We start from the raw sequence: 26,319 nt of genomic DNA on the forward strand, positions 1-26,319 counted from the left end.
CCAGCCGACACCTTTTCGGAAACAGTCGGCGCGGTTCCCAAGCGGTCAACAACAAGATCATAAATCGTCGTCCGCGATAGGAGCCGGACAGCGTTGCGCGCCGGCACAGAGGTGTCGGCGCGCATTTTTGCGATGGTGCGATTCAGTTTTCCGACCCCGAAGATCAGGTCAGCGCCGGCTCGGCCAGACGGAGCAGGTCGTCCGCCTCCGCCGCGGCCGCCGCGAGCCGATCATTGTCGGCACGCAGACGCGTGATCTCGAACTCCAGTGCCTGAACCCTGGCACGCAGTCGGGTGACCTCGTCGAGCAGACGCCGGTCGGGCGCTGCACCTACGTGGCCGTAGAGGGCCTTCGCCATGCTGACTCCTTGATATGCGCTGCCGGAAAGGCCGGCCAACGCGCGCCCATTTGTACGCGGCTGTCATTCCAGCTGTATCTGGGCATGACCGGGCGCGACTGGCGACACCTATATATTGAGCCGCAAACCCCTCCTTCGTCAAGTTCTCGCAGGCCGTAGATCATCTCTACGTCGACCTGTCCACTTGTCGGGGGGCTGCCTCAAGGCACGGACACTCTCTGTCCGGACACCTTTACTGTACGCCGTGATTGCCGGAAGTCCGCACCTTGGCGTCCGACTTCCCCTTAACTCTTCCTTAGCCACGTTGCCGCAGGTAGCGGGCTAGTCGTAGCGTCACCTCGGCCTATAACCGACCCCGTGGAGGCAGTGCGTGTACGGCTGGACCGACCCGATGGACCCGAACGGCGCCCCGCGGCGCGCTGAGCGGCCGACCGACGAGCCGGACTGGCTGAGCGACCGCCCGGAACCCCGTTCGGCGTACCTGTTCGGAGACGACCCCGACCAACCCGGCGACGAGTGGCACCGCGCGGAGCCCACCGGCCGTTGGCAGTCGGAACCGGCAACCCCCGCCGGGCTGGCCGACGGCCCCACCGCTGCCTGGCCGGCGTACGCGCCCGCCAACCGACCGGGGGACGAGACCACCGGCGACTGGCGCGCCAGTCGCCCGCTCGAGGAGACCACCGGCGGCTGGAGCACCGACGCTGGCGACGAGACCACCGGCGGCTGGCAGACCGATACGACCGGCGCGGGCCGTTCCAACGAGGGCCGGCACCGGTCCCAGCGGCGCTGGCGCCGCCCGTTGATGATCGGCGGCGCCGCCGCAGCGGCCACCCTCGTGGTGAGCTTCGGCGTCGGCGCGCTCGCCCTGCCCGGCGGAGACGGCGCGGCCAGCGAGCCGAGCGCTGTCGACGACACCCTCGCCGCCGCCCCGGCGGTGCCGACCGAGGAGCCGGTGGGCGACAACCTGGTCGCGCCCTCCCCGACCGGCTCGCCCAGCCCGGCGCGGCCGAGCCCGACGCCGAGCAAGGTCGTCAAGCCGACCCCGGAGTCATCGCGGACCACCGCCGCCTCGCGGCGCAGCACCCCGCGCACCAGCGCGCCGAGCACCACCACCGGCTCGGGCTCCGGCTCCAGCGGCGGCACCGTCAGCGCCCAGGCCCAAGAGGTGGTGAACCTGGTCAACGCCGAGCGCACCAAGGCCGGCTGCAAGGCGCTGAGCATCGACGACAAGCTGATGACCGCGGCACAACGGCACAGCCAGGATCAGGCCGACCACCAGAACATGTCGCACACCGGCAGCGACGGCAGCAACGCCGGCGTCCGGCTGGACAGGGTCGGCTACACCTGGCGCACCTACGGCGAGAACGTGGCGTGGAACCAGAAGACCCCGGCCGCCGTGATGGACGCCTGGATGAACAGCTCGGGCCACCGGGCCAACATCCTGAACTGCGCCTTCACCGAGATCGGCGTTGGCATCGCCAACAGCAACGGTCCGTACTGGACGCAGGTCTTCGCGGCGCCGCGCTGACCGCGCGTCGTTCCCGCCCCCGCGCTCGTTTGACCCGGTGAGGTACGTCGGGCCGGAGCGTGGGGGCGTCGGCGTACCGGTGAGGGCGGCGACGGGCCGCCCGCGACCCGGGAGCTGCCGATGCGGATCCGGCCGCGGCGACGCGCCGCCGTACGCCCGCTGCGCCGGATCCTGTCGGCCGCCGTCGCGCTCGTCCTGGTGGTGCCGGTGTACGGCTGCCGGGTCGACCTGCACACCCCGCCCGGTGCGCCCACCCCGTGGCCGTCCGACCAGGCTCGCCACTGGCAGTGGCAGTGGCAGCTCAGCGGCACGCTCGACCCGGCGGTGGACGCCGACGTCTTCCTGCTCGACCCGGTGGTCACCACGGCCGCCCAGACCGCCGAGCTGCGCTCCCGGGAGCGCCGGCTGATCTGCCAGGTGCACGTCGGCTCGGTTCGCTCGGTCGACCCGGACGCCAGCCGGTTCCCGGTGGCCGTACAGGGCTCGGTCGGCCGCCGGCCCGGCAGCCGGTGGCTGGACGTCCGGGGGTGGGACGCGCTGGAGCCGGTGCTGGCCGACCGGTTCCGGCTCTGCCGGGGCAAGGGCTTCGGCGCGGTGGCGCTGGCCGACGCCGACGGGTACGCGTCTCGCACCGGCTTCCCGCTCGACTTCGACGACCAACTGCTGTTCAACCGCCGACTGGCGCAGCTGGCCCGGTCGCTGGACCTCTCCCCCGGGCTGGTCAACGACGTGCCGCAGCTCGCCGCGCTGGCCCCGGACTTCGACTTCGCGGTCAACGAGGAGTGCGTCCGGCTGGACCAGTGCGCCAAGCTGCTGCCGTTCGCCGACGCCGGCAAGCCGGTCTTCCACGTCGAGTACACCGGCTCGACCGACAACTTCTGCGTCACCACCGTCGGCTACGGCTTCGCGTCGATCCGCAAGGAACGGGCGCTGGACGCTTGGCGGGCAGCCTGCCCGCTGCCCTGAACGTTCGAGGGCCGACAAGGGCGCGACGGTGAGTGAGACACCGCCGGGCCGAGCCGCGGTCGCGGCTCGGCCCGGCGGCACGTGCGGGTCAGGGCACCGCCACCAGCTCTGGGGAGGGGGCCGGCGGTTCGGTGGGCGCGGGCGCCGGACGCCGCCGAAGGAAGCGCGGAGTCCACCAGTTCGCGTCGCCAAGCATGGTCATCAGCGCCGGCAACACCACGCCCCGGATGATCGTGGCGTCCAGCAGGATCGCCGCCGCCAGGCCGATGCCGAGCTGCTTCATGTCGATCGTGCTCAACGTGGCGAAGATCGAGAACACCCCGACCATCACGATCGCCGCGCTGGTCACCACGCCGGCCGACGAGGTGATCCCGTACGCCACGGCGTCCCGGTTGGACATGCCGGCCCGGATCCCCTCGCGGATCCGGCTGACCACGAAGACGTGGTAGTCCATCGAGAGGCCGAAGAGCACCACGAAGAGGAACAGTGGCAGCCAGGACACGATCGCACCCATCGAGGTGAAGCCGAGCGGCCCGGCCGCCCAGTCGCCCTGGAAGATCAGCACCAGCAGCCCGTACGCGGCACCGGCGGAGAGCAGGTTCAACGCGATCGAGCTGGCCGCCACCACCACCGACCGGAACGTGAACATCATGACCAGAAAGGTGAGCACCAGCACGAAGCCCATCACCAGCGGCAGCTTGTCCCGGATGTGCTGTGCGTAGTCCTCGCTGTCGGCCACGCCGCCGCCGACCGCGTACTCGATGCCCGGGATGTCCCGCAGTTCGGCCGGGACCAGGTCCTCACGCAGTTTCTCCAGCGACTGCACGGAGCGGTCGTCACGGCTGGCGTACGGGGTGGCGACGTCCAGCACCGACACCCGCCGGTCGGCCGACACCTCGATCTTCGGGCCGTCCGTCTCCGTGGGGGCGAACAGCGGGTCGCCGGCGGCCCGGGCGGCCAGGTCGGTGAGCGCGGCGTGGACCCGGTCGGCCTGCTCGGCCGGTGCCCGGACCGCCACCACGTGGTTGGTGCCGGTGCTCGGGAAGGCGGCGGTGAGCCGGTCGTACGCCTGCATTGCCGGGGTGGTGCGTGGCAGGTCCTCCATGCCGGGGAACTTCAGCTTCATGCCGAGCGCCGGGGAGGCCAGCGCGAGCAGCAGACCGACCGAGATGACCAGGGTCGGTACCGGAGCGCGCAGCGCGGGCCGGAGCACCGCCGGCCAGAGCCGGGGCGAGCGAGGCTCGCCGTGCCGGCCGGCGCGCGGCGCGGTCAGTCGCCAGAGCAGCGGCACCCGGGGCCGGTCAACCCAGCGACCGAGCTTGGCCAGCAGAGCGGGCAGCACGGTCAGCGAGCCGACCACCGCGACCGCGACCACCAGGATCGATCCGACCGCGAGCGACGAGAAGACCACGTCGCCGGCGAGCAGCAGCCCGGCCATCGAGATGATCACGGCGAAGCCGGAGACCACCACGGCGTGCCCGGAGGTCTCCGCCGCGATCTCCACCGCGTCCAGCCCGGAGCGGCCCTTGGCGCGTTCCTCCCGCTCCCGGCGGACGTAGAACAGCGAGTAGTCGACCCCGACCGCCATGCCGATCAGCAGGATCACGGGGGCCGTGGTGTCGGTGGCCGGCACCAGGTGCGAGGCGAGGGTGGACAGACCCATCGCGGCGGCCACCGAGGAGAGCGCCAGCAGCACCGGCACGCTGGCCGCGATCAGCGCGCCGAACGCGATGATCAGGATGGCCAGGGTGACCGGCAGGCTGAGCAGCTCGGCGCGCTTGAAGTCCTTGCCCAGGGTGTCGTCGAGGGCCTGGCCGATCGACGGCCCACCGACCTGCTCGACGCGCAGTTGCGGGTGCGCGTCCTGCACGGTGGCGGTGGCGTCGCGCAGCGGCTGCACCCGGTCCGACGCGGTGTCCGGGTCGCCGGACATGGTGATCGGCAACAGCAGCGCCGAGCCGTCCCGGGAGAGGACCGGCTGACCGACCTCGGCGACCCCGGTGACCGTACGCAGCCGGGCCGCCGCATCGTCCGCCGCCGACTTCGCCGCCGCCGGGTCCAACGCGCCGCCCCGGGAGGTGATCAGGACATTGTCCACGGCCGGGTCTTCGAAGGCGCCGGCGTCCACAATCAGGCCGGCCCGGCCCGCCTCCCCGATCGCCTGGTCGCCGCTGGTCGCCTCGTTGAGGCCGGCGGCGTTGCCACCGACGAAGCACACCGCCACGAACACGGCCCACAGCGCGATCGCCCGCCACGGGTGCTCGGCGCTCCACCGCGCCATCCGCACCGTCACCGGTCTCGTCCCCATCTCGGGTCCCCCTGTCACGTCAGCCCCCTGTCAACGGTGCTGACGCTAGGGACGTGACGAGGCGGACGCATCCGGGATCGGCCCCGGCCGTCCCCGGAGTCCGGTCCCCCCACATCGAAGGGACCGCTCGGGCGGCGCGGCGGGCATCAGCCCGCGATTCGGACAACCGCCGGGGTCCAGCCCGGAGCGGTCGGCCGCGACCCGCCGGCACCGACCCGGAGCCGACTCCGGGTCATCCCCGAAGGGAACCCCGGGGCCGCGGCTGACAGCGTGGGCAGCTGTACGAGGACCGGTTCATGAACGCCTCGCGGCGGACCGGCGCGCCGCACCGCCGGCACGGCTCACCCTCCCGGCCGTAGACGTTCAGCTCCCGGTCGAAGTAGCCGCTCTCGCCGTTGACGTTGACGTAGAGGGCGTCGAAGCTGGTGCCGCCCTCCTTGATCGCCTCAGCGAGCACGTCGCGGACGTGGCCGAGCAGGCGCTGCGCGGCCGGGCCGGTCAGCGCGTCGGTGGGACGGGCACCGTGCAGCCCGGCGCGCCAGAGCGCCTCGTCGGCGTAGATGTTGCCCACGCCGGAGATCAGGGTCTGGTCGAGCAAAGCCCGCTTCACCTCGGTCCGCCGGCGGCGCAGCGCGGCGACGAAAGCCGCGTCGGAGAACTCCGGGTCCATCGGGTCGCGGGCGATGTGCGCGATCTCCGCGGGCAGCTCGGCACCGCCCTCGCTGACCGAGAGCCCGCCGAACGTGCGCTGGTCGACGAAGCGCAGCTCCGGCCCGTCGTCGGCGAACCGGAACCGCACCCGCAGATGGGTCTCGTCCGGCGTGCCGGGTGGCTGGAGCAGCAGCTGACCGGACATCCCGAGGTGCCCGATCACCGCGTCGCCGCTGTCCAGGGGCAGCCACAGGTACTTGCCGCGGCGGCGGACGTCCAGCACGGTCCGGCCGGCGAGCACGTCGGCGAAGTGCACGCCGCCGGGGATGTGCCGGCGGACCGCACGGGGGTGACGAACCTCCACCGACGCGATCCGGCGGCCGGTGACCCACTGCGCCAGCCCCAGCCGGACGGTCTCCACCTCGGGCAGCTCAGGCACGGCGTCGCCCCGTCTCACGGCCTTCGGTCGCTCCGGCCCGGTCGGCGCCGGCCGTCTGGGCACCGTGGCCGCCGGCGGCCGGACCCGCGCCATTGCTGCTCGGACCGGCGCCGTTGGCCCGCTCCGCCGCGACGTCGGCGGGCATTGCCTGCGCCGCGTGGTCGGCCTCCTCGGTCCGGGCCACCCGTGCGGCCCGCTCCATCGGCCCGATCGGCCCCTCGCGGTCGGCCGAGCCGTCCAGGTTGGTCCGTCCGTCCGCTCCAGCCTGGCCGTCCTGGCCGTCCTGGCCGTCCTGGCCGTCCTGATCGTCCTTGTCGTCCTTGTCGTCCTTGTCGTCCTTGTCGTCCTGGTCGTCCTGGTCGGCGAGCATCCGCCAGGCCGCCTCGGCTGCCCGCTGCTCGGCCTCCTTCTTGCTGCGCCCCTCGGCGCCGCCGTACCGGTTGCCGGCCACCACCACCCAGGCGGTGAACGTCTTGAGGTGGTCCGGACCGGTGCCCTCGATGCGGTACTCCGGCACGCCGAGCCCGAGCGCCGCAGTCAACTCCTGGAGGCTGGTCTTCCAGTCCAGGGCGGCGCCCCGACCGGCCGACTCGGCCATCAGCGGGTCGAAGAGCCGGTGGATGACGATCCCGGCGGTGTCCAGCCCGTACTGGAGGTAGATCGCGCCGAGCAGCGCCTCCAGGGTGTCGGCGAGGATGCTCGCCTTGTCCCGGCCGCCCGTGGTCTCCTCGCCCTTGCCGAGCAGCAGGTACGCGCCGAGGCCGTCCGGGCCCAGACCACGGGCCACATCGGCGAGCGCGCGCATGTTGACCACGCTGGCCCGCAGCTTGGCCAACTGCCCCTCGGGCAGGTCCGGGTGATTGTGGAAGAGCGCTGTGGTGATCACCACGCCGAGCACCGAGTCGCCGAGGAACTCCAACCGCTCGTTGGTCGGCAGGCCGCCGTTCTCGTACGCGTACGAGCGGTGGGTCAGCGCGCGTTGCAACAGGTCGGGTTCCAGGCTCACGCCGAAGGCGGCTTCCAGGTGACCGACGGACGCCTGCCGCCGCTTGTCGTTGCTCATGATGTGCGTACCTCGGTGTCGGTGGAACGGTCTGTGCGGTCCGTCGCGGCGTCGCCGTCGAGCAACGCGGAGATCAGGTCAGTGGCGCGCCGCCGCCACAGGTGGGCGGCTAGGGCTATGCCGGAGGCGACGTCGTCGGCACGGGCGGCGCCGTGGCAGACGACCACCGTTCCGGCCACTCCGAGCAGGGCGGCGGCGCGGGGGGCGACACCACCGACGGGCGGGCCGCCGGCCATCGCGTACGCGCCCTCGATCGCCTTCAGCAGCACGTTACCGGTGAAGCCGTCAGTGACCACCACATCGGCGCGCGCGCCGAGGGCCACGTCGTACCCCTCGACCAGGCCGACGTAGCGCGCCCCGCGGGGCAGCGGCTCGACGGCGAGCAAGGGGTCGGAGGCGCGGCGAACCCGGTCGCCCTTGCCGGCCTCGGTGCCGACGGAGAGCAGCCCGACCCGAGGCTCGGCGATCGAGTGCGCCACCGCGGCGTACGCGGCGCCGAGCACGGCGTGCCGGGCGAGGGTGGCCGGACGGGGCTCCAGCGAGCCGCCGACGTCGAGCAGGACGACCGGCCCGGCGACAGCGGGCAGGGTGGCGACCAGGGCGGGCTGGCGGATCTCCGGCCAGCGGCCGAGGCCGAGCACGGCTGCGGTGACGGTCGCGCCGGTGGCACCGGCGGAGACCAGGGCGTCGGCGGTGCCGTCGCGGACGGCGGTGACAGCGGCCCGGACGGTGCTCTCCGCGCGGGCGGCGCTCGGATGGTCGGCCATGCCGACGGCGTCGCGAACCGGCCGCACCGTGATCCGGGCCCGTTGGGCCGGATCGAGGGCAGCAATCAGCTCGTCGGCCACCTCACTCGGGCCGACGAGCAGCAGATGCAGGTTGGGGTCGGCGCGCACGGCACGCAGAGCGCCGTCAACCACGACGGCGGGAGCGTCGTCCCCGCCGAGGAGGTCAACGGCGATCCGCGCGGTGCCCGGCTCCACCGGGACGTCGACCGGAGTAGGCCGGCCGGCGTCGGAGGGAGCCGGGGCACCGGGCGAATGCCAGGGTGCGCGCGCCGCCCGACCTGGGGTCGGGGGCGTCACTCGGCGTCCAGGTCAGACCTCGAGAACCTGGCGGCCGTTGTAGGTGCCGCAGACGGAGCAGGCGGCGTGCGGCAGCTTCGGGGACTTGCACTGCGGGCACGCGACGGTCGCGACCACGGTCGCCTTCCAGTTCGCCCGGCGGGACCGGGTGTTGCTGCGCGACATCTTGCGCTTCGGGACGGCCACGGTTCTTACTCCTCTGTACGGGTCAGTTGCGTCAGGCCCGCCCAACGCGGGTCGATCTGCTGGTGACTGTGGTCGGCCGGCAGATCGTCCCAGTGCACCCCACACTCAGGGCACAGTCCTGGGCAGTCCTCCCGGCAGAGCGGGTTGGTCGGCAGCGTGAGCACCAACGCGTCCCGCAGCGCCGGCTCCAGGTCGATCAGATCGCCCTGCATCCGGCCCACCTCGTCCTCGTCGGTCGTGACGTCCGTGGTGCTGTTCTCGTACGCGTACAGCTCCTGGATCGTCACGGCCATCGATTCGTTGATCTCGCGTAGGCAGCGCCCGCACTCGCCCCGGATGGGACCGGTGATGGTCCCGGAGACGAGCACACCCTCGGACACCGACTGCAACCTCAGATCGAGGTCGAGGCCCGCGCCCTCCGGCACGCCGATCAACTCCACACCGAGGTCCGCCGGTGCCGGCACGACCCGCTGGACCTCACGCAACGCGCCAGGGCGGCGCGGCAGGTCCCTCGTGTCGAGGACCAGCGGCGACCTGGGGTCGAGTGTCGATGGCGAGTGCTTGGGCATAGTCAGACTCCGGCCGGTGAGAGGCCGACAAAAAAGGTTACCTGGGCGACCGCCGGACCGTCGAACCGGGGGCGACGCCCGCCCGAGAATGTCGGCTGGTGAGGTGCCGCTCAAAAGGGTAGCGGGCGTTCGGCCTCATCCCCACCGAAGGTGCCGATCTCCCGAAGCGCGTGCATCTTGTCGCGGCCACGCTCTATCGAGGCGAGCGCCCGGGTGAGGAACTGCTCGAAGTTGGCCAGCGCCGTGTCGACGTAGTCGTCGACCTCATCGCGCAGGCGCTGCGCCTCCGCCCGAGCCTCGGCGATGATCCGGGCGCCCTCGTGCTCGGCCGACACAGTGATTTCGTTCACCGAGACCAGGCGGGCGTGTTCCGCCTCACCCTCGCTGATGATCCGGTCCGCCTCGCGCTTGCCGGCTTCCATGATCTTGTCGCGCTCGTCCAGCAGCGCGGCCGCACGACGCAGGTCGGCGGGGAGGTCGGCGCGCACCTCGTCGAGGGCCGCGATCATCTCACCCCGGTCGACCATGCAGTTGTTCCGCGACATCGGGACGGAGCGGGCCTGCTCCACCATGGCGATCAGTTCGTCGATGCGATCGAGCGGGTCCACCGGTACCTCACTCCCTGTCATTCTTCGGCCGACCTCCATGATGCGGGCTACGGCCGGTTCCCCGCTCTACCAATCATGTCGTGCCCGCCCCACACCTGCCCCATCCACCCCAACCCGGCGCGTCGCGACATCATGACATTCCGCGACCACCCACGATTCAGCCCCGTCGATCTTGCACTGCCACGACCGGACCCGCCCGGTCGCCGCAGGGGCGCGCGATCCACCGACCGCAACTGCAGACCGGCGGCGCGGAGGGTTACGGGCGGGGGCCGAGGCGGGACTGGAGGGCTTCCCGGACCGGGTCGGGGACGTGGGCGGAGATGTCGCCGCCCCACTTGGCCACGTCCTTGACCAGGCTGGAGGAGAGGAAGGAGTAGAGGGGGTTGGTCGGCATGAACAACGTCTCGACCCCGGCCAGCCCGATGTTCATCTGGGCCATCTGCAGCTCGTAGTCGAAGTCGCTGACCGCCCGCAGGCCCTTGATCAGCACGCTCGCCTGCTGGGCGCGGCAGAAGTCGACCAGCAGCCCCCGGAACGACTCGACCCGCACGTTGCCGTACGAGGCGGTCACCTCGCGGAGCATGTCGATCCGCTCCTCGACGGTGAACAGGCCACTCTTCGACTGGTTTATCAGCACGCCGACGATCACCTCATCGAAGAGCCGACTGGCCCGGCCGATGATGTCGAGGTGTCCGTTGGTGACCGGATCGAACGAGCCGGGACACACCGCACGTCTCATGATCGGCGACCGTACCAAAGGGTGGTCTCGCCGTAACGGCGACTGCGCTCGGCAGTGATCCCGTCCACCCAGTCGACCGGCCCGGTGCGGCTGGACCGCTCCACCACCACCAGGGCGTCAGGCACCAGCCAGCCGCCGTCGACCAGCGTCGTCTGCAGCGCGGTGATCTCCGCATCCGGCACGGCGTACGGCGGGTCGGCGAAGACCACGTCGTACGGCCCACCGTCCGGGCCGGCGGCCAGCGCCGTCGCCACCTTGCTGGCCACCAGGCGGACGGCCGGGCCGGCCCGCAGGGCCGCCGCGTTCTCCCGGATCACCCGGGCCGCCCGAGCGTCGGACTCGACCAGCAGGACGTGCCGGGCCCCCCGGGAGAGCGCCTCCAGCCCGACCGCGCCGGAACCGGCGTACAGGTCCGCGAAGCGGGCGCCATTGAGGTCGACCTCGGCCTCGACGGCGCTGAAGAGCGCCTCCCGGACCCGGTCGGAGGTGGGTCGGGTGCCGGCGCCGGGAGGCGCGGCGATCCGCCGGCCGCCGAGCGTCCCGGCCACGATCCGGGTCACCGTTTCCTCCTGCTCATACCCCGACGCTACGCGAGCCGGCGGAGACCACGACCGACACCGTAGGTATCGCCTGGGAGAGCACATGATCACTATTCGTATATCAATGATCTCACATTCATAACATCCGTCTTAACGAATCCTGAGGGCTGTATCACTCACGGCGATCTCGCTAGGGTCTGCCGGGTGTCGACGGCCACCCGTCGGCCCGCGGCTCGGGAGGGCGCCCGACATCCGGACGTGCAGTTACCGTCCGTCCACTGCGCTCCCGCGCCAACACCCCTGACGCTTCAGCACTCCAGGAGTACCCGTGATCCGTCCCAAGCTGTCGCTCCGGCGACCGCTGGCCGTCCTGGGAGCCGCCCTCATCGGCCTCACCGGGGCCGTCGCGGTGGCCGCCCCAGCCAGCGCCCACCACACCACCATCACCGCCACCGCCGACTGCGATCGACTCACCGGCGAGCGCGTGATTACGTGGAAGGTGGAGAACAGCGAGCGCGACAAGGCCGTCACCCTCAAGAAGGTGACCCCGACCCCGGCCACCCCGGTGACCGTGCCCGTCGAAGGCGCCGAGGCGGTCGCCCTGGAGGGCTACGTCATCGCCAAGGGCGGCGTCGTGAAGGCCGTCCAGCGGGTGCCCGGTGACACCGCCACCGCGAAGCTCGTCGTGCACGGCAAGTGGAAGAAGAACGGCCAGGAGGCCACCAACGAGGGCAGCATCAACCTCGCGGCCGACAGGTCCTGCACGCCGGCGCCGAAGTGCATCGACGCCAGCAAGGCCAAGTACAGCCACACGTTCGACGGTCCGAAGGGGACCGCCACCGTCAAGCTCGACGGTGACCTGCCGCTCTGCGGCGAGGGCAAGCAGTGGTTCACGCTGGTGTCGTACTTCGCGCCGCGGCCGCAGTTCGCCACCCCGCAGTACGTGTACGGCACGCCGGACAGCGACTGGATCGGCGGCACCCAGACCGAGATCGACCTGAAGGTCGAGATCCCGGACTGCCACACCCAGGTCGACCTGATCTGGGGCGACGCGGAGCAGGTCATCGACCCGCTGGTCGAGGGTGGCAAGCGGTACGACAACAAGAAGCTGGGTTCGCCGGGCGCCCCGGGTAACCGGTCCAGCGGACCGCAGGGCTGGTACAACGGCGGCGACAAGAGCTGCACCACCCCCGCCACGACCTTCACCTCCGCCTGCGACGGTTCGGTGGCCGTCTCGCTGAGCAACGACGGCAAGATCAGCAAGTACCCGGTCGAGTTCGAGGTCAAGGGCGAGAACGGCTTCTCCAAGAAGGTCTCCGTCGCGGCCGGCAAGGCCGACAACAGCATCGTGGTTCCGGCCGCCGACGCCGGCAAGATCGAGGTGCTGGTCGACGGCAAGGTGATCGAGAACGGCACGTACTCGTGGCAGCGCCCCGAGGACTGCCCGCTGCCAGTCGTGACCACCGAGGCCGACTGCAAGAACTTCACGCTCACCGTGACCAACCCCGAGGGTGGCCTGCCGGTCAAGGCGACGTTCACCTACGGCGACAAGACCGAGACCCGGACGGTCGCGGCCGGCGGGTCGGAGAAGGTGACCTTCAAGGCCAGCAAGGCCGAGACCGCTCTGGTCGCCCTGCCTGACCTGGACCTCGAGATGGAGGCGGTCTACACGCCGGAGCAGGACTGCGGCGGCGGTGGCGGGGGCGGCGACGAGCCGGGCCTCCCGGTCACCGGCGCGGCGGCGGGCGGCATCGCCGCTGGCGCGATCGCTCTGCTGATCGCGGGCGCGGTGCTCTTCGTCATCGCTCGGCGGCGTCGGGTGACCTTCACCGCCTGATCTGAACTGCGCTGAAACCGAGGGCGCGTCGACCATCCGGTCGGCGCGCCCTCGGCCGTTCCCCGTCATCGACGGCATCGCCGGGCCGGTGGACGCGCGTGCCATGCGTCCCGTGAGCACTTGCTGCGGAGCGGCTCGAACCGCCACGGCCGGACCGGACGTCAGCCCTTTTCCAGGTACTCCGCGCGGTCCTCGTCGACCAGGGCGGTGACTGACGCGGCCAGCGCCGGATGCCGGGTCAGCTCCGGGTCCTCCTCGACCAGGGCGATCGCCTCGGCGCGGGCGTCGCGGATCAGGTCGGCGTCGCGCAGCAGGGACAGCAGCCGCAGGTGCGAGCGGCGTCCGGACTGGGTGGCGCCCAGCACGTCGCCCTCGCGGCGCTGCTCCAGATCCAGCTCGGCGAGCTTGAAGCCGTCGCTGGTGGACGCGACCGCGTCCAGCCGCTCCCGGGCCGACGACCCCTCGGCCGCCTCGCTGACCAGCAGGCAGAGCCCTGCGGCGGCACCTCGACCGACCCGGCCTCGGAGCTGGTGCAGTTGGGAGACACCGAACCGGTCGGCGTCCAGCACGATCATCACGGTCGCGTTCGGCACGTCCACACCGACCTCGACCACCGTGGTCGCCACCAGCACGTCCAGGTCACCGGCGGCGAAGGACCGCATCACCGCGTCCTTCTCGTCGGCCGGCAGACGCCCGTGCAAGACCCCGATCCGCAAACCGTTCAGCGGCCCCTCGGCCAGCAGCGGTGCCACCTCGGTCACCGCCAGCGGCGGCCGGCGCCCGTTGTCGTCCACCGGCGGCGGCTCCTCCTCCGACGCCGGGCCCTCCCCGATGCGCGGGCACACCACGTACGCCTGGTGGCCGGCGGCCACCTCCTCGCGCAGCCGGCGCCAGGCCCGATCCAAAAAGGCCGGTCGCTCGGCGGCCGGCACCACGTGCGAGGCGATCGGCGAGCGACCCCGGGGCAGCTGGGAGAGGGTGGAGACCTCCAGGTCGCCGTAGACGGTCATCGCCACCGTGCGCGGGATCGGGGTGGCCGTCATCACCAGCACGTGCGGCGGTTGGTCTGCCTTGGACCGCAGCGCGTCACGCTGCTCCACCCCGAAGCGGTGCTGCTCGTCGACCACCACCAGACCGAGGTCGGCGAAGTCCACCCCCTCGTAGAGCAGCGCGTGGGTGCCGAGCACTATCCCGGCGGCGCCGCTGGCCACCTCGCCGAGCGCCCGGCGGCGGGCCGCCGCGCCCAGCGAGCCGGTGACCAGCTCCACCCGGGTGGCGTTGTCGGCGGAATCCAGCTCGCCGGCCCGCCCGAGCGGCCCGAGCAGGTCGAGCATGCCGCGGTGGTGCTGACCGGCCAGCACCTCGGTGGGCGCCAGCAGAGCCGCCTGCCCGCCCGCGTCGACCACCTGGAGCATCGCCCGCAGCGCCACCACCGTCTTGCCCGAACCCACCTCGCCCTGCAACAACCGGTGCATCGGGTGCGGGGCGGCCAGGTCCGCGGCGATCTCCACGCCGACGTCGCGCTGACCGGCGGTCAGCTCGTACGGCAGCCGGGCGTCGAAGGCGTCCAGCAGCCCACCGGCGCGTGCCGGACGGGGCCGGGCCGGCCAGTCAGCGGCCCGGTGCTTGCGCTGCACCAGGGTCACCTGGACGGCGAACGCCTCGTCCCACTTGAGCCGCCGCCGCGCCCGGTAGAGCTCCTCCTTGCTGGTCGGCCGGTGGATCTCCCGCAGCGCGGTGCCCAGCCCGACCAGGTTGCGGCTGGCCAGCACGGTGGCCGGCAGCGGATCCTCCGGCGGGGTGAAGGTGTCCAGCACGACCCGCACGCAGCGGGCGATCACCCAGGTCGGCACCGCCGCCGCGGCCGGGTAGACGGGGATCAGCGCGCCAGCGAACTCCTCGATCTCGTCGCTGAGCGCCGCCTCGCCTTCGCCGCCCTCGCCGAGCAGGACGTACTCCGGACCGTTGAGCTGACGCTTGCCCCGGAACTCGGTGACCTTGCCGGCGAACAGCCCCCACCGGCCCGGACGCAGCTCCCGTTCGCGCCACGCCTGGTTGCCGAAGAAGGTCAGCGTCAGCAAACCGCCCGAGCCGTCGCCGACGGTCACCTCCAGCAGGTTGCCCCGGCGCTGGCGCATCGGGCGCACCGCGGTGCGCTGCACCTGGGCCATCACGGTGACCTGCTCACCGACGTCCAGCGAGCGGATGTCGGTGTGCTCGCCGCGCTCGTCGTAGCGGCGCGGGAAGTGGTAGACCAGGTCACCCGCAGTGTGCAGGTCGAGGTGAGCGGCCAACGCCTTGGCCGTCTTGTCCCCGACCAGCTTCTTCAACGGAGTGTCCACCGTGGCCGGCTCGCTCATTCGACTCCCACCAGGAGCGGATAATACGGCTGGCCGCCGGGGTACGCCTGCACCTCGACGAACGGCCAGCGCCGCGCGACGTGCGCACGGACGGCATCGGTGAGCCCGGCCGGCGCGTCCACCCCGGCCAGCAGGGTGACCAGTTCCCCGCCGCCGCCGAGCATCCGGTCGACGACGGCCGCGCAGGTGTCGGTCAGGTCGGTGCCGATCAGGTGCACCTCCCCCTCGACCAGCGCCAGCACGTCGCCAGGGCGGCAGGGGCCGGCCACGGTCAGCGCCTCCCGGCTGGCGTGGCAGACCTCGGCGTAGCGGCAGGCGCCGGCCGCCTCGGCCATCGCGATCACGTCGTCCTCGAAGCGGCGGGCGCCGTCGCGGACCGCGAGGGCGGCCAGCGCCTGGACCGGCGAGCGGGTCGGCACCACGCTCACCTTGATGCCGTACCGGTGTGCCTCGCGGGCCGCCGCGCTCGCCACGGCCTCGGTGTTCGGGTCGTTGGGCAGCACCACCACCCGGGCCGCGCCGGTGCTGCGCACCGCGTCCAACAGCTCGCCGGTGGACGGGTTGCCCGGCACGACGGTGGCGCCCTCCGCGGCGAACAGCCCGGCGATCCCGACGCCGGTGGCCACCACCACGGCGGCTCGGCCGTCCGTCGCCGGGCCGAGGGACGGCTCCGGCTGGTCGGCGAAGCGGGTCACCGAGATCCGGTACGGGCGACCGGCGGCGACGCCCGCCTCGACCGCCGCACCCACGTCGTTGACGTGCACGTGCACGTTCCAGGTGCCTTCCGGCTCACGCCCGTCGCCGACGACGACCAGCGAATCCCCCAGTGCGTTCAGCGCCTGGCGCATCCCGGCCACCGCCTCGGCGTCGGCGTCGAGGAGGAACTGCACCTCGTAGGCGTACTCGTCGGAGCCTGTCTCCCGGGCAACGGTGGCCGCCGGCCGGGCGGAGCGCGGCGCCGGCGCGAGCCGGGCGGCGACCTCCCCGGTGAGCACCTCGACCAGGGCGTCGAGCAGCACGCAGAGCCCTCGGCCGCCTGCGTCGACCACGCCGGCGCGGGCCAGGGCCGGCAGCTGCTCCGGGGTCCGGGCCAGCGCCTCGGCCGCCGCCCGCGCCGCGGCCCGGGCCACCGCCGGCAGGTCGTCGCTGTCCGTGCGCTCGGCCGCGAGAGCGGCCGCGCCGACCACGGTGAGCAGGGTGCCCTCCACCGGCCGGGCGACCGCCGTGTACGCGGCGGCGGTGGCGGACCGCAGCGCGGTGGCCAACTCCCGGCCGCGCACCGCCGGCACGGCGACGACCGCGTCGGCGAAGCCGCGCAGGATCTGCGACAGGATCACCCCGGAGTTGCCGCGTGCGCCGAGCAGCGCGCCCTGGGCCATCAGCCGCAACGCGTGCCCGTGCGCGGTCGGCCCGCTGTTTGGGAGGGTGTCCAGGTCCATCGCCAGAGCCTGCTGGGCCGAGGTGAGGGTGAGCACCAGGTTGGTGCCGGTGTCGCCGTCAGGCACCGGATAGACGTTGAGCTGGTCGATCTCACCCTGGTGGCGCTTCAGCGCAGCCAGCCCGCTCGCGCACCAGCGGCGGACCGCGGCGGCGTCGAGGGTGTCCAGCACGGCCAGAAGCCTACTGGCGCACGCCGACACCCGTCGGACTCGTCCGGCGTGTCCGGTCGCCGCCGGACCGGCGGTGATCCTGGCGCCGGTGGTCAGGGCTTCCGGTACCGTTGCCGCCGGACCGGCCCACCAGACGGCGGAAGTGCCCAGCACCACCTGCGGGCTGGGGCGCGGGCGGTCGCCCGACCGGGCCGGTTCGCCGGGTCGGCGGGTCATCGGGTAACCTGACCAGGTTGCCCGGGCAGCACCTGCCGGCGACCTCATGAACGTTTCAATCCCAGGAGTATCCCGTGGCTAGCGTGTGCGACGTCTGTGGCAAGGGACCGGGCTTCGGCCACAACGTGTCCCACTCGCACCGGCGGACCAACCGCCGCTGGAACCCGAACATCCAGTCGGTGCGTACCCCGGCCGGTGGCGGCAACACCAAGAAGTTGCAGGTCTGCACCTCGTGCATCAAGGCCGGCAAGGTCACCCGCGCCTGACGCGGTAGCACCCACCTTCTCGTACGGCTCAGCCGGCGGACCCCTGTGGTCCGCCGGCTCTGTCGTGTCCGCGCGGGGTCGCTGACGAGTACGCGACGCGGCTGCCGACCCGGGCCGCCGTCCGGTTAGGGTCGCGCTGCGCCGGCCGTCCGGTCCGGCGCGGGCGGAGGGGTGACGGGTGCAGCTGGACCTGGGCCGGGACGAGATGGTCATGGTGGGCGCCGCGTTGGACCTGCTGCGCGGGCTCGGCGAACTGCTGCCCACCGGCAGCGTGGTGGTGGTCGAGGAACCCGACCTGATCCGCCGCCGCGACCTCGACCGGCACTGCGCCGCGCTGCCGTTCGTCTCCCGGGTGGTGGCCGCGGAGTACCAGACCGACCTGGACCCGGCGGCGCTGCTCGCCCGGGAACCGGGGCTGACCGCCGCGCGGCTGGTGGTGCCCGGCCAGGAGTACGGGGTGCTCGCCGCGGCTCGGCTGGCCGACGCGCTCGGCCTGCCCGGTGCCGGCGTCAAGGCCGCCGAGATCTTCACCGACAAGCACCGGATGCGGTTGCTCGCCGCGGCGGCCGGCCTGACCAACCCTGCGTTCGCGCTGGTCGGCACCGCCGCCGAGGCGACCGCGTTCGCCCACCGACAGGGTGGGCGGTGCGTGTTGAAGCCGACCCGCCGCGCCGGCAGCCTCGGCGTGCAGATCGTCCCCGATCCGGCCCTGGTCGCCGCCGCGTGGGCCGCCAGCGCCGACCCGGAGACCTCCCCCGACACCACCAGCCGTGGCCTGCCGACCGCAGTCCTCGCCGAGCAGGTGCTGATCGGCACCGAACACAGCGTGGAGCTGCTGGTGGCCGACGGCGAGGTGCGCTTCGGCAACGTCACGGACAAGCGGGTGCTGGCCGGTGGGCGTCCGGTCGAGACCGGGCACACCGTGCCGTCCGCGCTGCCCGAGGATGCCCGGCGGGAGTTGCTCGACGTGGCGGCCCGGCTGGCCGGCGCCGCTGGCTTCCGCACCGGCGTGCTGCACAGCGAGTGGATCCGTACCGCCGACGGCCCGGCGTTGGTGGAGTGCGCCGCCCGGCTGCCCGGTGACCTGATCACCGCGCTGATCTCGGTCGCCTACGAGTGCGGGTTCGTGGCGGCGTACCTGCGGACCCTGCGCGGGGAACGCCCGGACCTGCCGGCGCGGCCGTCCGGCGCGGCGGCGGTGGAGTTTCTGCTCGCCCCGCCGGGCACCGTCACCGCCGTGGACGGGGTACGCGCAGCCCGTCGGGTGCCCGGTGTGCTGGACGTCGGGGTGGGCGTGGCGGTGGGCGACCAGGTGGCCGAGGTCACCTCGTCGGTGCGGCGCAGCGGCCAGGTGCTGGCCTGGGGCACCGACCCGGCGGAGGCGACCGGCGCGGCCGCCCGGGCAGCCGGCGGGATCCGGATCACCACCGGCTGAGCACCGCCGCCCGCGCCCGTCGGGTCAGAGGGTGCGGCCGAAGGAGACGCAGCCCTCCGCGTCCTTGTAGAAGCCGAAGTTCGGGATCTGGTCGTAGCCGGCGGAGGTGTACATGGCGATCGCCTCGGGCTGCTTGTCCCCGCACTCCAGGACCATCCGCTTGCGGCCCTGCTCGCGGGCCGAGCGCTCGACGGCGGCCAGCACCGTCCGGGCCACACCGCGCCCACGGGCCACCGGGGCGGTGTACATCCGCTTCAGCTCCGCGGTGTCCGCGCCGTGGCTGCGCCAGCCGCCGCAGCCGACCGGTTCGCCGGCCAGAAAGGCGATGAGGAAGGCGCCGTCCGGCGGCTCGAACTCGGTCGCGTCCACCGGGGTGTCGTCGCCGGTGCCGCCGTAGCGGGCACCGAGGTCGGCCAGCGCGGCACTGATCAACTGCTGCGCCACCGGCGCGTCGAACCGCGCCACCCGGATCTCGATCTCACTCACGGTATCCAGCGTACGACGGGCCTGGAGCCTCACCGGAAGTGGTCCCAACCGCGCGGGCCGTCGTAGGCCGCCCCGTCGACGGTGACCCCGGCACCGGCCGTGACCAGGCCGATCGGCCGCCACTCCGGCGGCAACGCGACCGCCGGGGGGAAGGTCGCGGCCAACGCGTGGTCCTCGCCACCGGCCAGGATCCAGGTGTACGGGTCGACGCCGAGCGCCTGCGCGGCGTCGGCCATCTGCCGGGGTACCTCGAACGCGTCCCGGCGCACGTCGATCGCCACCCCGCTGGCCGCCGCCACGTGCCCGACGTCGGCGAGCAACCCGTCCGACACGTCGATCATGGCGGTGGCGCCGAGCCGGGCGGCCTGCGGCCCGGCCGAGTACGGCACCTCCGGCCGCCGGTACGCCTCGACCAGCAGCCGGGGGGTGCGGAAGCCGCGGGTGAGCACGGTCAGTCCGGCCGCCGCGTACCCCATGCGGCCGGCCAGGGCCAGCACGTCGCCGGGGCGGGCGCCGGAGCGCACCACCGGCGGGCGGCCACCGAGGTCACCCAACGCGGTGACCGCGATGGTCAGGGTGGGGCTGGACGACATGTCCCCGCCGACCACGCTCGCGCCGACCGTGGCCGCCTCGGCGCCCAGCCCGTCGGCCAACTCCTCGGCCCAGCTGGTCTCCAGGTCCGCGGGCATGCAGAGGGCGACCAACAGGGCGGTCGGGGTGGCGCCCATCGCCGCGATGTCGGCCAGGTTGGCCGCCGCCGCTCGATGCCCGACGTCCCGCGCCGAGCACCAGTCCCGCCGGAAGTGCCGCCCGTCGACCAGCACGTCGGTGGAGGCCGCAACCCGGCCATCCGGGGCGGCCACCACCGCCGCGTCGTCCCCTGGGCCGAGCAGGGTCATCGGCCCGGACGGCAGCCGGGCGGTGATCCGCCCGATCAACCCGAACTCGCCGATCCCGGCCACGCTGGCGCCACTGCCGGCGTTCCGCCCGTTCTGCCCGGCTCCGCCGCGCTCGCTCACTGCTTCTCCTTGACCACCGATAGGGATCAGACCTGGTCCGTAAGGTAGTTTCACCCTTCGGGCCGCCCCGGGGCGGCGACGGACGGAGGTCGAGTCGTGGTACAGGCGTACATCCTCATCCAGACCGAGGTCGGCCGGGCACGTGACGTGGCCGGTCTCATCGCGGACCTTGCCGGCGTGGTGCGCGTCGACGCCGTCACCGGGCCGTACGACGTGGTCGTCCTCACCGAGGCGAACACCGTCGACGAGCTCGGCAAACTCATCGTCAGCAAGGTGCAGATGGTGCCCGGCATCACCCGCACCCTCACGTGTTCGGTGGTGCGGCTGTAAGTGGACGAGATCAGGCCCTCCTCCTCCGCACTCGACGGCGACGGGTCCGACGCGACGCGTGACGTGGCCGACGGGACCGGGCCGGCTGACGGTATCCGCGAGCCGGCCGAGCCGGCCACGGACGCGCCGGCCGGCCGGGACCGGACCATTCGCGGCGCCGCCCTGCTGGCCACGTTGATCGCGCTGCCGGTCACGCTGCTGGTGGCCGTGCTGGCCTTCGCCAAGCTCTCCCCGGCCGATCCGGCCGCCGCGCCCAGCCCTTCCGCGACCACCGCCCGGGTGCAGTCCACCGCCCCGGTCGAGATGGCCGCCCCGGCGTTGGCCGCCCGCCCGGCCACGGTCTGCCGCGCCCTGCTCTCCCAACTGCCGCAGAGCATCCGCGACCTGACCCAGCGCCCGGTCACCGCCGGCCCGGAGCAGAACGCCGCGTACGGCGACCCGGCGCTCACCGTCGCCTGCGGCGGCACCGAGCCGGCCTTCCCGGCCACCGACGAGGTCTGGCGGGTGAACTCGGTCTGCTGGCACCCGGTCGTGCAGGGCGACGCGACCGTGCTCACCACGGTCGACCGGGAGACGCCGGTGACGGTGCGCGTTCCACTCTCGTACGAGCAGCCGTTGCAGTGGGTGTCGCCGCTCTCCGACGCGGTCGTGGCATCGGTGCCCTCCGGGGGCGCCATCCCCGCCGGCTGCCGGGCCTGATCCGACCGGCGTCCGGCCCCCGAGCGGAAACACGGCCGGCCCCGTCGTCGTACTGGCCGCTCCGCAGCGGCCCCGTCGTCGTGCTGGCCGCTGCGGAGTGGTGGCTGCTCAGTGCAGGCCGACGCCGCGTCGCTGGGCGGTACGGATCAGGCGGTTGACCAGCTTCGGGTACTCCAGGCCGGAGGCCGCCCACATCCGCGGGAACATCGACGTCGGGGTGAACCCGGGCATCGTGTTGATCTCGTTGAGGTAGATGTCCAGCTCGGGGGTGACGAAGAAGTCGGCGCGGGCCAGGCCGGCGCAGTCCAGCGCGGTGAACGCGCGGACGGCGTACTCCTGCACCTGGCGGGTCACCTTCTCCGGCAGCCCGGCCGGAATGTCGTACTCGCAGGAGTCGTCGAGGTACTTCGCCTCGAAGTCGTAGAAGTCGTGGTCGGCGACGACCCGCACCTCGGCCAGCACGGACGCCTCGGGCGCGCCGCCGGCCTCGCCCTCCAGCACGCCGCACTCGATCTCGCGGCCGACGATCGCGGCCTCGATGATGACCTTCGGGTCGAACTGCCGGGCGGTGGCGACGGCCGCGTCCAGCTGCGCCCAGTCGGTGACCCGGGTGATGCCGAACGACGAGCCGGCCCGGGACGGCTTGACGAAGATCGGCAGGCCGAGCCGCTCCTTGTCCTGCTCGCTGAGCGTCATGCCGTTGCGCAGCACCGCGTACGGGCCGACCGGGATGCCCTCGACCGCGCAGAGCTTCTTGGTGAACTCCTTGTCCATCGCTGCGGCGGAGGCGAACACGTTCGCCCCGACGTAGGGGATGCCGGCCATCTCCAGCATTCCCTGGATGGTGCCGTCCTCGCCGTACGTGCCGTGCAGCACCGGGAAGACCACGTCAACGTCGGCCAGCGCCCGGGGGCCCTCGGTCGGGTCGAGCACCATCAGCCCGTTGCCGGTCGGGTCGGCGCGCAGCACGATGTCCTCGCCGGAATCGGCGGTGATCTCCGGCAACTGGCGGGCGTTGATCGCGAGCTGGGCGGGATCACCGCTGGTCAACACCCACTGGCCAGCCCGGGTGATGCCCACCGGCACCACCTCGTACTCGTCCGGGTCGAGCGCGCCGAACACGCTGCCCGCGCTGACGCAGGAGATGCCGTGCTCCGGGCTGCGGCCGCCGAAGACGATCGCCACGCGGGTCCTGCCTGGGGTGGTCACTCCGGTCACCTCTTCGTACGCGACTGCGGCTGGTCGTGCTCGCCGGTGGCGCTCACCCGGTTGACCTTACTGTGCGTGGCGGTGGGGCGAGGCGATACCCGGCGAGCCACGGCACGACACGGCATTCGGTCAACAGAGGATATACGGTGCGTGACGGGATGTTCGACGGAGCGCGGGGCGCTGGTCGGGGTGGTCAGTCGCGGGAGTGTCGGCGGCCGACCGCGATCACCTTGACCCGCTGCCGGCCGGCCCGGACCATGCCCAGGGCCATGAACGCCCCGGCGATCCGGTCGGCGGCTTCCCGATTGCTGGCGCCGACGACCTGCCGGCGCCGCTCGGGGGCGGTCCGCTCGTTGCGGTCGATGCCCTCGACGGGACGCACGTCGGTGAGCACGACCAGGAAGCGGGTCATCGCCGGCCGTCCGGGGGCACGGCGGGGGGCTCCTGACCGGTACGCACGTCGTCTCCTTCCGGTGGGCCGGGATGGCGGCGGCACGCGGCGATCGAGTACGGGGGAGAAACCCGATCGCCGCGTGCCCCATCCCCTCCGGTCGCTCACCACCACCGTCGCCACGACAACCGGCAGTGAGGACGCGATGACAGATTGACACGTGTACAGCAATGAATGCAACTCTCATCGACGTTCTCTCATGCAGACGTTCCCGCAGATGTGTGCGACCATCGATGCATGGCTCCGAAGACCGCCCGTGCCCGCCGGCTCGGCATCGCCCTGCGCCACCACCGGGAAGCCGCCGGGCTCACGCTGGAGACCGCCGCGGACGAGATCAACAGCACCCGCAGCACCCTGTCCCGGTACGAGAACGCGCAGACGCTGATCAGCCCGGCCACCGTGCGCGCCCTGCTCACCTCGTACGGGGTGGGCGCCGACGAGGTGGCCGCGGCGGTGCAGCTCGCCAAGGACGCCCGCAAGCCGGGCTGGTGGGTGTCGTACTCCTACCTGCTGGACCCACGCACCATCGACTTCATCGCCCTGGAGGCCGAGGCCACCGCGATCGCCAACTTCGAGCCCTCGGTCGTGCCCGGCCTGCTGCAGACGGCGGACTACATCCGAGGCGTGATGCGCGGCGGGCCGCACACCCTCGGCGACGACCTGGTGGAGCAGCGGGTCAAGGTCCGCCTCGACCGGCAACAGCGGCTCACCAGTGACGAGCCGCCCATCCTCGACGCGATCATCGACGAGGGCGCGCTGCTGCGCCCGGTCGGCGACCGGTCGGTGATGGACGGGCAACTACGCCACCTGGTCAAGATGGCCGAGCTGCCGAACATCACCGTCCAGGTGATCCCGCTCTCCGCCGGCTACCACCGGGGCACCCGCGGCTCGCTGCACATCCTGGAATTCGCCGACCCGGAGGACCCGATCATCGCCTCGGTGGAGACCGTCGCCGGCCAGATGATCCTCGACCGAGCCGGCGAGACACGCACCTGCACCAAGATCATGGAGCACCTGCGGAGCGTGGCGCTCAGCCCGGCCGACAGCCGCGACCAGCTCCTGACACTCCTGAAGGGACGGTAGGACCGATGACACCGACGATCACAGCGGCGCTGGCCGCGGCGGCATGGCGCAAGAGCAGCCGCAGCGGCGACGAGGGCGCCTGCGTGGAGGTGGCCGCGATCCCGCGGCTGGTGGCCGTCCGCGACTCCAAGGACCCGGCCGGCCCGGCCCTGCTGTTCCCGCCGGCCGCCTGGGCCGCCTTCGCCCAGGCACCGCCCCGCCCCTGACCGGGCGAGGTGGGCCGGGCCGGGCTCAGGCCACCAGCGGCCTGGGCTCCGGCACGGCACGTAGCGCCTCCAGCGCGGCGATCGCCACCCCGCGGGCACCGGCCATGTCCCGCTCCGGCACCAGGGCGAAGGTGGCCACCGCCGCCTGCTCCTCCCGGAGCACGGTGTGCTCGCGGACCGTCGCCAGGAACCAGTCGCGGAACTCCGGCGCCGCCTCCACCACCCCGCCGCCGACGAAGTACGCGTGCGGGTCGGTGAAGTTGGCCGCCACGGTGAACAACCGGGCCAGCGCCATCGCCTGCTGGGCGAAGAGGTCCCGGGCCAGCGCGTCCCCCCGCTCGCCGTAGCCCCGGACCAGCTTCGCCGCCCGGGCCACCGGCTCTGCGGTGAGCGGGTGGTCGGGATACCGGGTCAGCCAGTACGGCAGCAGATTGCGCTCGATGCCGGTCAGCGAGGCGACGCTCTCGACGTCCCCGACGAAGCCGCAGGCGCAGGTGGGCTCCGGCTGCCCCGGGCCGAGCAGCCCGGTCAGCGGGATGTGCACGTGACCCAACTCCCCGGCCATCCCGGCCGCGCCGGCGATCACCCGACCGCTCTCGACCACCCCGCCGCCGAGGCCGGTGCCGACGATCGCGGAGACCGACGACCGGTTCATCGCCTCGGCGCCGAAGTACACATGGTGGGCGTAGAGCGCGGCTGCGTTGCCGTCGTTGTGGTAGACCACCGGCAGGCCGAGCCGCCGCTCCAACGCGCCGCGCACGTCGAAGCCGCGCCAGGCCGGCTGGGAGAAGTTGGTGGAACCCCGCGAGGAGATGACGCCGGTGGCGCTGGCCGGGCCGGGGGTGTCCAGCCCGACCGCCCGGACCAGCTCACGCGGCACACCGGTCTGCGCCAGGGCCCCGTCCAGCGCCCGGGCCAGCGCCTCGATCGCCGCGTCCGGCCCGTCCCGCACCTCGCTGGGGATCTCCAACAGCCCGTCCACCAGGAAGCGGCCGTCGACCGTCAGCACCGTGGCGTTATTGCTGGTGCCGCCGTTGTCCAACCCGACGACCACCGGCACCCCTGCGCTGCCCACCGAAACCGCCTCCCGCCGTCGTGAGTGTGAGCCGAGGCTAGTGCGTGGGCCCCTCCCCCGCCACGCCCGCCCACCCCAACCGGGCTCAGCCGGGGCTGCGGGCGGTCACCGCGGTGGCGTCCAGGTCCTCGTCGTGCCGTACGGCCGGCACCAGCCCGGCCGCGCGGAGCGCCGCGCAGAGCGCATCCGCCTGCCCGGCGCTGACCTCCACCGCCAGGTGTCCACCGGGTGCCAGCCACCGGACCGCGCCAGCGGCCACCCGGCGCAGGACGGCCAACCCGTCCGGCCCACCGTCGAGCGCCACCGGGGCCTCGTGCAGCCGCGCCTCGGGGGGCATCAGCGCCACCTCGGCCGTCGGCACGTACGGGGCGTTGGCGACCACCAGATCCATCCGACCCCGCCAGTGCGACGGCAGCGGTGCGAACAGGTCACCCTCGAACACCTCGGCGGCCAGCCCGGCGAGGTTGCGGCGGGCGCACGCCACGGCCGCCGGGTCGATGTCGGCGGCGGCCAGCCAGCGGGGCGCGAGCCGGTGCGCCAGCGCCACCGTGGTGGCCCCGGAGCCGCAGCAGAGGTCGACCACGGCCGGCGCCGGGCCGGTCACCGCGGCCGCCGCCTCGACCAGCAGGGCGGTCCGGCCGCGCGGCACGAAGACGCCTGCGGCGACGGCGATCCGCCGGCCGCAGAACTCCGCCCAGCCGAGCAGGTGCTCCAGCGGTTCGCCGGCCACCCGGCGGTCGGTCAGGGCGGCCAACTTCGCCGGGGTGTCGGCGGCGGCCAGTAGCAGGTCGGCCTCGTCCTCGGCGTAGACGCAGCCGGCGGTGCGCAGCCGGTGCACGAGGGCGGGTCGGTCGGTGGAAAACGGTGGTGCCATGGGAAACCTCCGGGAAACGCTCGCCGGCGCTCCCGCGGCCGCTATCGCGGCGGGCACACGGGAGGAAGCGCCGGTCCTCTGGGCTGGCGGATCGGACTCACCTCCTCCGGTCTGGGCCCACTGT

26 protein-coding genes and 1 pseudogene are annotated in these 26,319 nt (G+C 73.0%); 9 read left to right on the forward strand and 18 right to left on the reverse strand.

Annotated elements, in window-relative coordinates; translation table 11 throughout:
* Positions 1 to 163 precede the first annotated feature (163 nt).
* Positions 164 to 358 (reverse strand): hypothetical protein, encoded by a 195-nt coding sequence (locus OG990_RS22605; protein ID WP_007456482.1) that lies wholly within the window; start codon positions 356 to 358, stop codon positions 164 to 166.
* Between the two features lie 370 nt (positions 359 to 728).
* Here OG990_RS22605 and OG990_RS22610 point away from each other — a divergent pair, with 370 nt between their 5' ends.
* Positions 729 to 1,886 carry a CAP domain-containing protein gene (locus OG990_RS22610; RefSeq protein ID WP_406077068.1) on the forward strand — a complete coding sequence of 386 codons (1,158 nt, stop codon included), beginning with the start codon at positions 729 to 731 and terminating at the stop codon, positions 1,884 to 1,886.
* Positions 1,887 to 2,006: 120 nt separating this feature from the next.
* Positions 2,007 to 2,852, forward strand: a complete 846-nt coding sequence (locus tag OG990_RS22615) for an endo alpha-1,4 polygalactosaminidase (RefSeq protein ID WP_406077069.1) — start codon at positions 2,007 to 2,009, stop codon at positions 2,850 to 2,852.
* A gap of 88 nt (positions 2,853 to 2,940) precedes the next feature.
* On the opposite strand, the gene OG990_RS22620 is transcribed toward OG990_RS22615, so the two are convergent.
* The 9 genes and pseudogenes from OG990_RS22620 to rsmD form a co-directional block, all read right to left on the reverse strand.
* Positions 2,941 to 5,160 (reverse strand): MMPL family transporter, encoded by a 2,220-nt coding sequence (locus tag OG990_RS22620; RefSeq protein WP_406077070.1) that lies wholly within the window; start codon positions 5,158 to 5,160, stop codon positions 2,941 to 2,943.
* A 232-nt stretch (positions 5,161 to 5,392) separates the two neighbouring features.
* A complete protein-coding gene (gene mutM, locus OG990_RS22625) occupies positions 5,393 to 6,250 on the reverse strand; it encodes a bifunctional DNA-formamidopyrimidine glycosylase/DNA-(apurinic or apyrimidinic site) lyase (protein ID WP_355606019.1) in 858 nt (285 codons plus the stop codon).
* Between the two features lie 343 nt (positions 6,251 to 6,593).
* Positions 6,594 to 7,313: pseudogene (rnc, locus tag OG990_RS22630) on the reverse strand (ribonuclease III); the annotation flags it as partial.
* Positions 7,310 to 8,296, reverse strand: coding sequence for a phosphate acyltransferase PlsX (locus tag OG990_RS22635; protein ID WP_328424483.1), 987 nt, complete (start codon positions 8,294 to 8,296; stop codon positions 7,310 to 7,312). The pseudogene rnc and the gene OG990_RS22635, both read right to left, overlap by 4 nt.
* A 114-nt stretch (positions 8,297 to 8,410) precedes the next feature.
* On the reverse strand, positions 8,411 to 8,584 hold the full coding sequence (rpmF, locus tag OG990_RS22640; RefSeq protein ID WP_030335284.1) for a 50S ribosomal protein L32: 174 nt from the start codon (positions 8,582 to 8,584) through the stop codon (positions 8,411 to 8,413).
* Positions 8,585 to 8,589: 5 nt separating this feature from the next.
* Complete coding sequence (locus OG990_RS22645) at positions 8,590 to 9,153, reverse strand: YceD family protein (RefSeq protein WP_328424481.1); 564 nt, start codon at positions 9,151 to 9,153, stop codon at positions 8,590 to 8,592.
* A gap of 110 nt (positions 9,154 to 9,263) precedes the next feature.
* Positions 9,264 to 9,761 carry a hypothetical protein gene (locus tag OG990_RS22650; protein WP_386989818.1) on the reverse strand — a complete coding sequence of 166 codons (498 nt, stop codon included), beginning with the start codon at positions 9,759 to 9,761 and terminating at the stop codon, positions 9,264 to 9,266.
* A gap of 256 nt (positions 9,762 to 10,017) precedes the next feature.
* Positions 10,018 to 10,500, reverse strand: a complete 483-nt coding sequence (gene coaD, locus OG990_RS22655) for a pantetheine-phosphate adenylyltransferase (protein WP_074317724.1) — start codon at positions 10,498 to 10,500, stop codon at positions 10,018 to 10,020.
* The gene (gene rsmD, locus OG990_RS22660; protein WP_406077071.1) at positions 10,497 to 11,060 is read right to left on the reverse strand and encodes a 16S rRNA (guanine(966)-N(2))-methyltransferase RsmD; all 564 of its coding nucleotides are present in this window, start codon (positions 11,058 to 11,060) and stop codon (positions 10,497 to 10,499) included. Before rsmD ends, coaD begins: the two co-directional genes overlap by 4 nt.
* A 307-nt stretch (positions 11,061 to 11,367) precedes the next feature.
* Between rsmD and OG990_RS22665 the strand changes: the two genes are divergently transcribed.
* A complete protein-coding gene (locus tag OG990_RS22665; RefSeq protein ID WP_406077072.1) occupies positions 11,368 to 12,876 on the forward strand; it encodes a cell wall anchor protein in 1,509 nt (502 codons plus the stop codon).
* 161 nt (positions 12,877 to 13,037) lie between these two features.
* Here OG990_RS22665 and recG read toward each other — a convergent pair whose 3' ends face one another.
* Both recG and OG990_RS22675 read right to left on the reverse strand, forming a co-directional pair.
* Positions 13,038 to 15,236 (reverse strand): ATP-dependent DNA helicase RecG, encoded by a 2,199-nt coding sequence (gene recG, locus OG990_RS22670; RefSeq protein WP_406077073.1) that lies wholly within the window; start codon positions 15,234 to 15,236, stop codon positions 13,038 to 13,040.
* Positions 15,233 to 16,846: a DAK2 domain-containing protein gene (locus OG990_RS22675; RefSeq protein WP_406077074.1), complete on the reverse strand. Its 1,614-nt coding sequence runs from the start codon at positions 16,844 to 16,846 to the stop codon at positions 15,233 to 15,235. Before OG990_RS22675 ends, recG begins: the two co-directional genes overlap by 4 nt.
* Positions 16,847 to 17,136: 290 nt before the next feature.
* Here OG990_RS22675 and rpmB point away from each other — a divergent pair, with 290 nt between their 5' ends.
* Entirely contained in the window at positions 17,137 to 17,328 is a 192-nt protein-coding gene (gene rpmB, locus OG990_RS22680; protein ID WP_007456456.1) for a 50S ribosomal protein L28, read from the forward strand.
* Between the two features lie 178 nt (positions 17,329 to 17,506).
* On the forward strand, positions 17,507 to 18,763 hold the full coding sequence (locus OG990_RS22685; RefSeq protein WP_406077075.1) for an ATP-grasp domain-containing protein: 1,257 nt from the start codon (positions 17,507 to 17,509) through the stop codon (positions 18,761 to 18,763).
* A 24-nt stretch (positions 18,764 to 18,787) separates the two neighbouring features.
* On the opposite strand, the gene OG990_RS22690 is transcribed toward OG990_RS22685, so the two are convergent.
* Entirely contained in the window at positions 18,788 to 19,249 is a 462-nt protein-coding gene (locus OG990_RS22690; RefSeq protein WP_406077076.1) for a GNAT family N-acetyltransferase, read from the reverse strand.
* 29 nt (positions 19,250 to 19,278) lie between these two features.
* A complete protein-coding gene (locus OG990_RS22695; protein ID WP_406081852.1) occupies positions 19,279 to 20,211 on the reverse strand; it encodes a thiamine-phosphate kinase in 933 nt (310 codons plus the stop codon).
* A gap of 153 nt (positions 20,212 to 20,364) precedes the next feature.
* On the opposite strand from OG990_RS22695, the gene OG990_RS22700 reads away from it, so the two are divergent.
* On the forward strand, positions 20,365 to 20,598 hold the full coding sequence (locus tag OG990_RS22700) for an Lrp/AsnC ligand binding domain-containing protein (protein ID WP_013284547.1): 234 nt from the start codon (positions 20,365 to 20,367) through the stop codon (positions 20,596 to 20,598).
* Complete coding sequence (locus tag OG990_RS22705; protein ID WP_406077077.1) at positions 20,599 to 21,297, forward strand: DUF3515 family protein; 699 nt, start codon at positions 20,599 to 20,601, stop codon at positions 21,295 to 21,297.
* Positions 21,298 to 21,405: 108 nt separating this feature from the next.
* On the opposite strand, the gene OG990_RS22710 is transcribed toward OG990_RS22705, so the two are convergent.
* Together OG990_RS22710 and OG990_RS22715 are read right to left on the reverse strand one after the other, a co-directional pair.
* On the reverse strand, positions 21,406 to 22,506 hold the full coding sequence (locus tag OG990_RS22710; protein ID WP_406077078.1) for a D-alanine--D-alanine ligase family protein: 1,101 nt from the start codon (positions 22,504 to 22,506) through the stop codon (positions 21,406 to 21,408).
* A 193-nt stretch (positions 22,507 to 22,699) separates the two neighbouring features.
* A complete protein-coding gene (locus OG990_RS22715; protein ID WP_328424461.1) occupies positions 22,700 to 22,918 on the reverse strand; it encodes a hypothetical protein in 219 nt (72 codons plus the stop codon).
* Positions 22,919 to 23,194: 276 nt separating this feature from the next.
* On the opposite strand from OG990_RS22715, the gene OG990_RS22720 reads away from it, so the two are divergent.
* Both OG990_RS22720 and OG990_RS22725 read left to right on the forward strand, forming a co-directional pair.
* Positions 23,195 to 24,040 (forward strand): helix-turn-helix transcriptional regulator, encoded by an 846-nt coding sequence (locus OG990_RS22720; RefSeq protein WP_328424459.1) that lies wholly within the window; start codon positions 23,195 to 23,197, stop codon positions 24,038 to 24,040.
* A 5-nt stretch (positions 24,041 to 24,045) separates the two neighbouring features.
* Positions 24,046 to 24,246: a DUF397 domain-containing protein gene (locus OG990_RS22725; protein WP_328424457.1), complete on the forward strand. Its 201-nt coding sequence runs from the start codon at positions 24,046 to 24,048 to the stop codon at positions 24,244 to 24,246.
* Between the two features lie 25 nt (positions 24,247 to 24,271).
* Here the strand turns inward: OG990_RS22725 and OG990_RS22730 are convergent, their stop codons facing one another.
* Positions 24,272 to 25,321, reverse strand: coding sequence for an ROK family protein (locus OG990_RS22730; RefSeq protein ID WP_328424456.1), 1,050 nt, complete (start codon positions 25,319 to 25,321; stop codon positions 24,272 to 24,274).
* 85 nt (positions 25,322 to 25,406) lie between these two features.
* On the reverse strand, positions 25,407 to 26,195 hold the full coding sequence (locus tag OG990_RS22735) for a putative protein N(5)-glutamine methyltransferase (RefSeq protein ID WP_406077079.1): 789 nt from the start codon (positions 26,193 to 26,195) through the stop codon (positions 25,407 to 25,409).
* Positions 26,196 to 26,319 lie beyond the last annotated feature (124 nt).

Source organism: Micromonospora sp. NBC_00858 (assembly GCF_045207365.1).
Lineage (GTDB): Bacteria > Actinomycetota > Actinomycetes > Mycobacteriales > Micromonosporaceae > Micromonospora.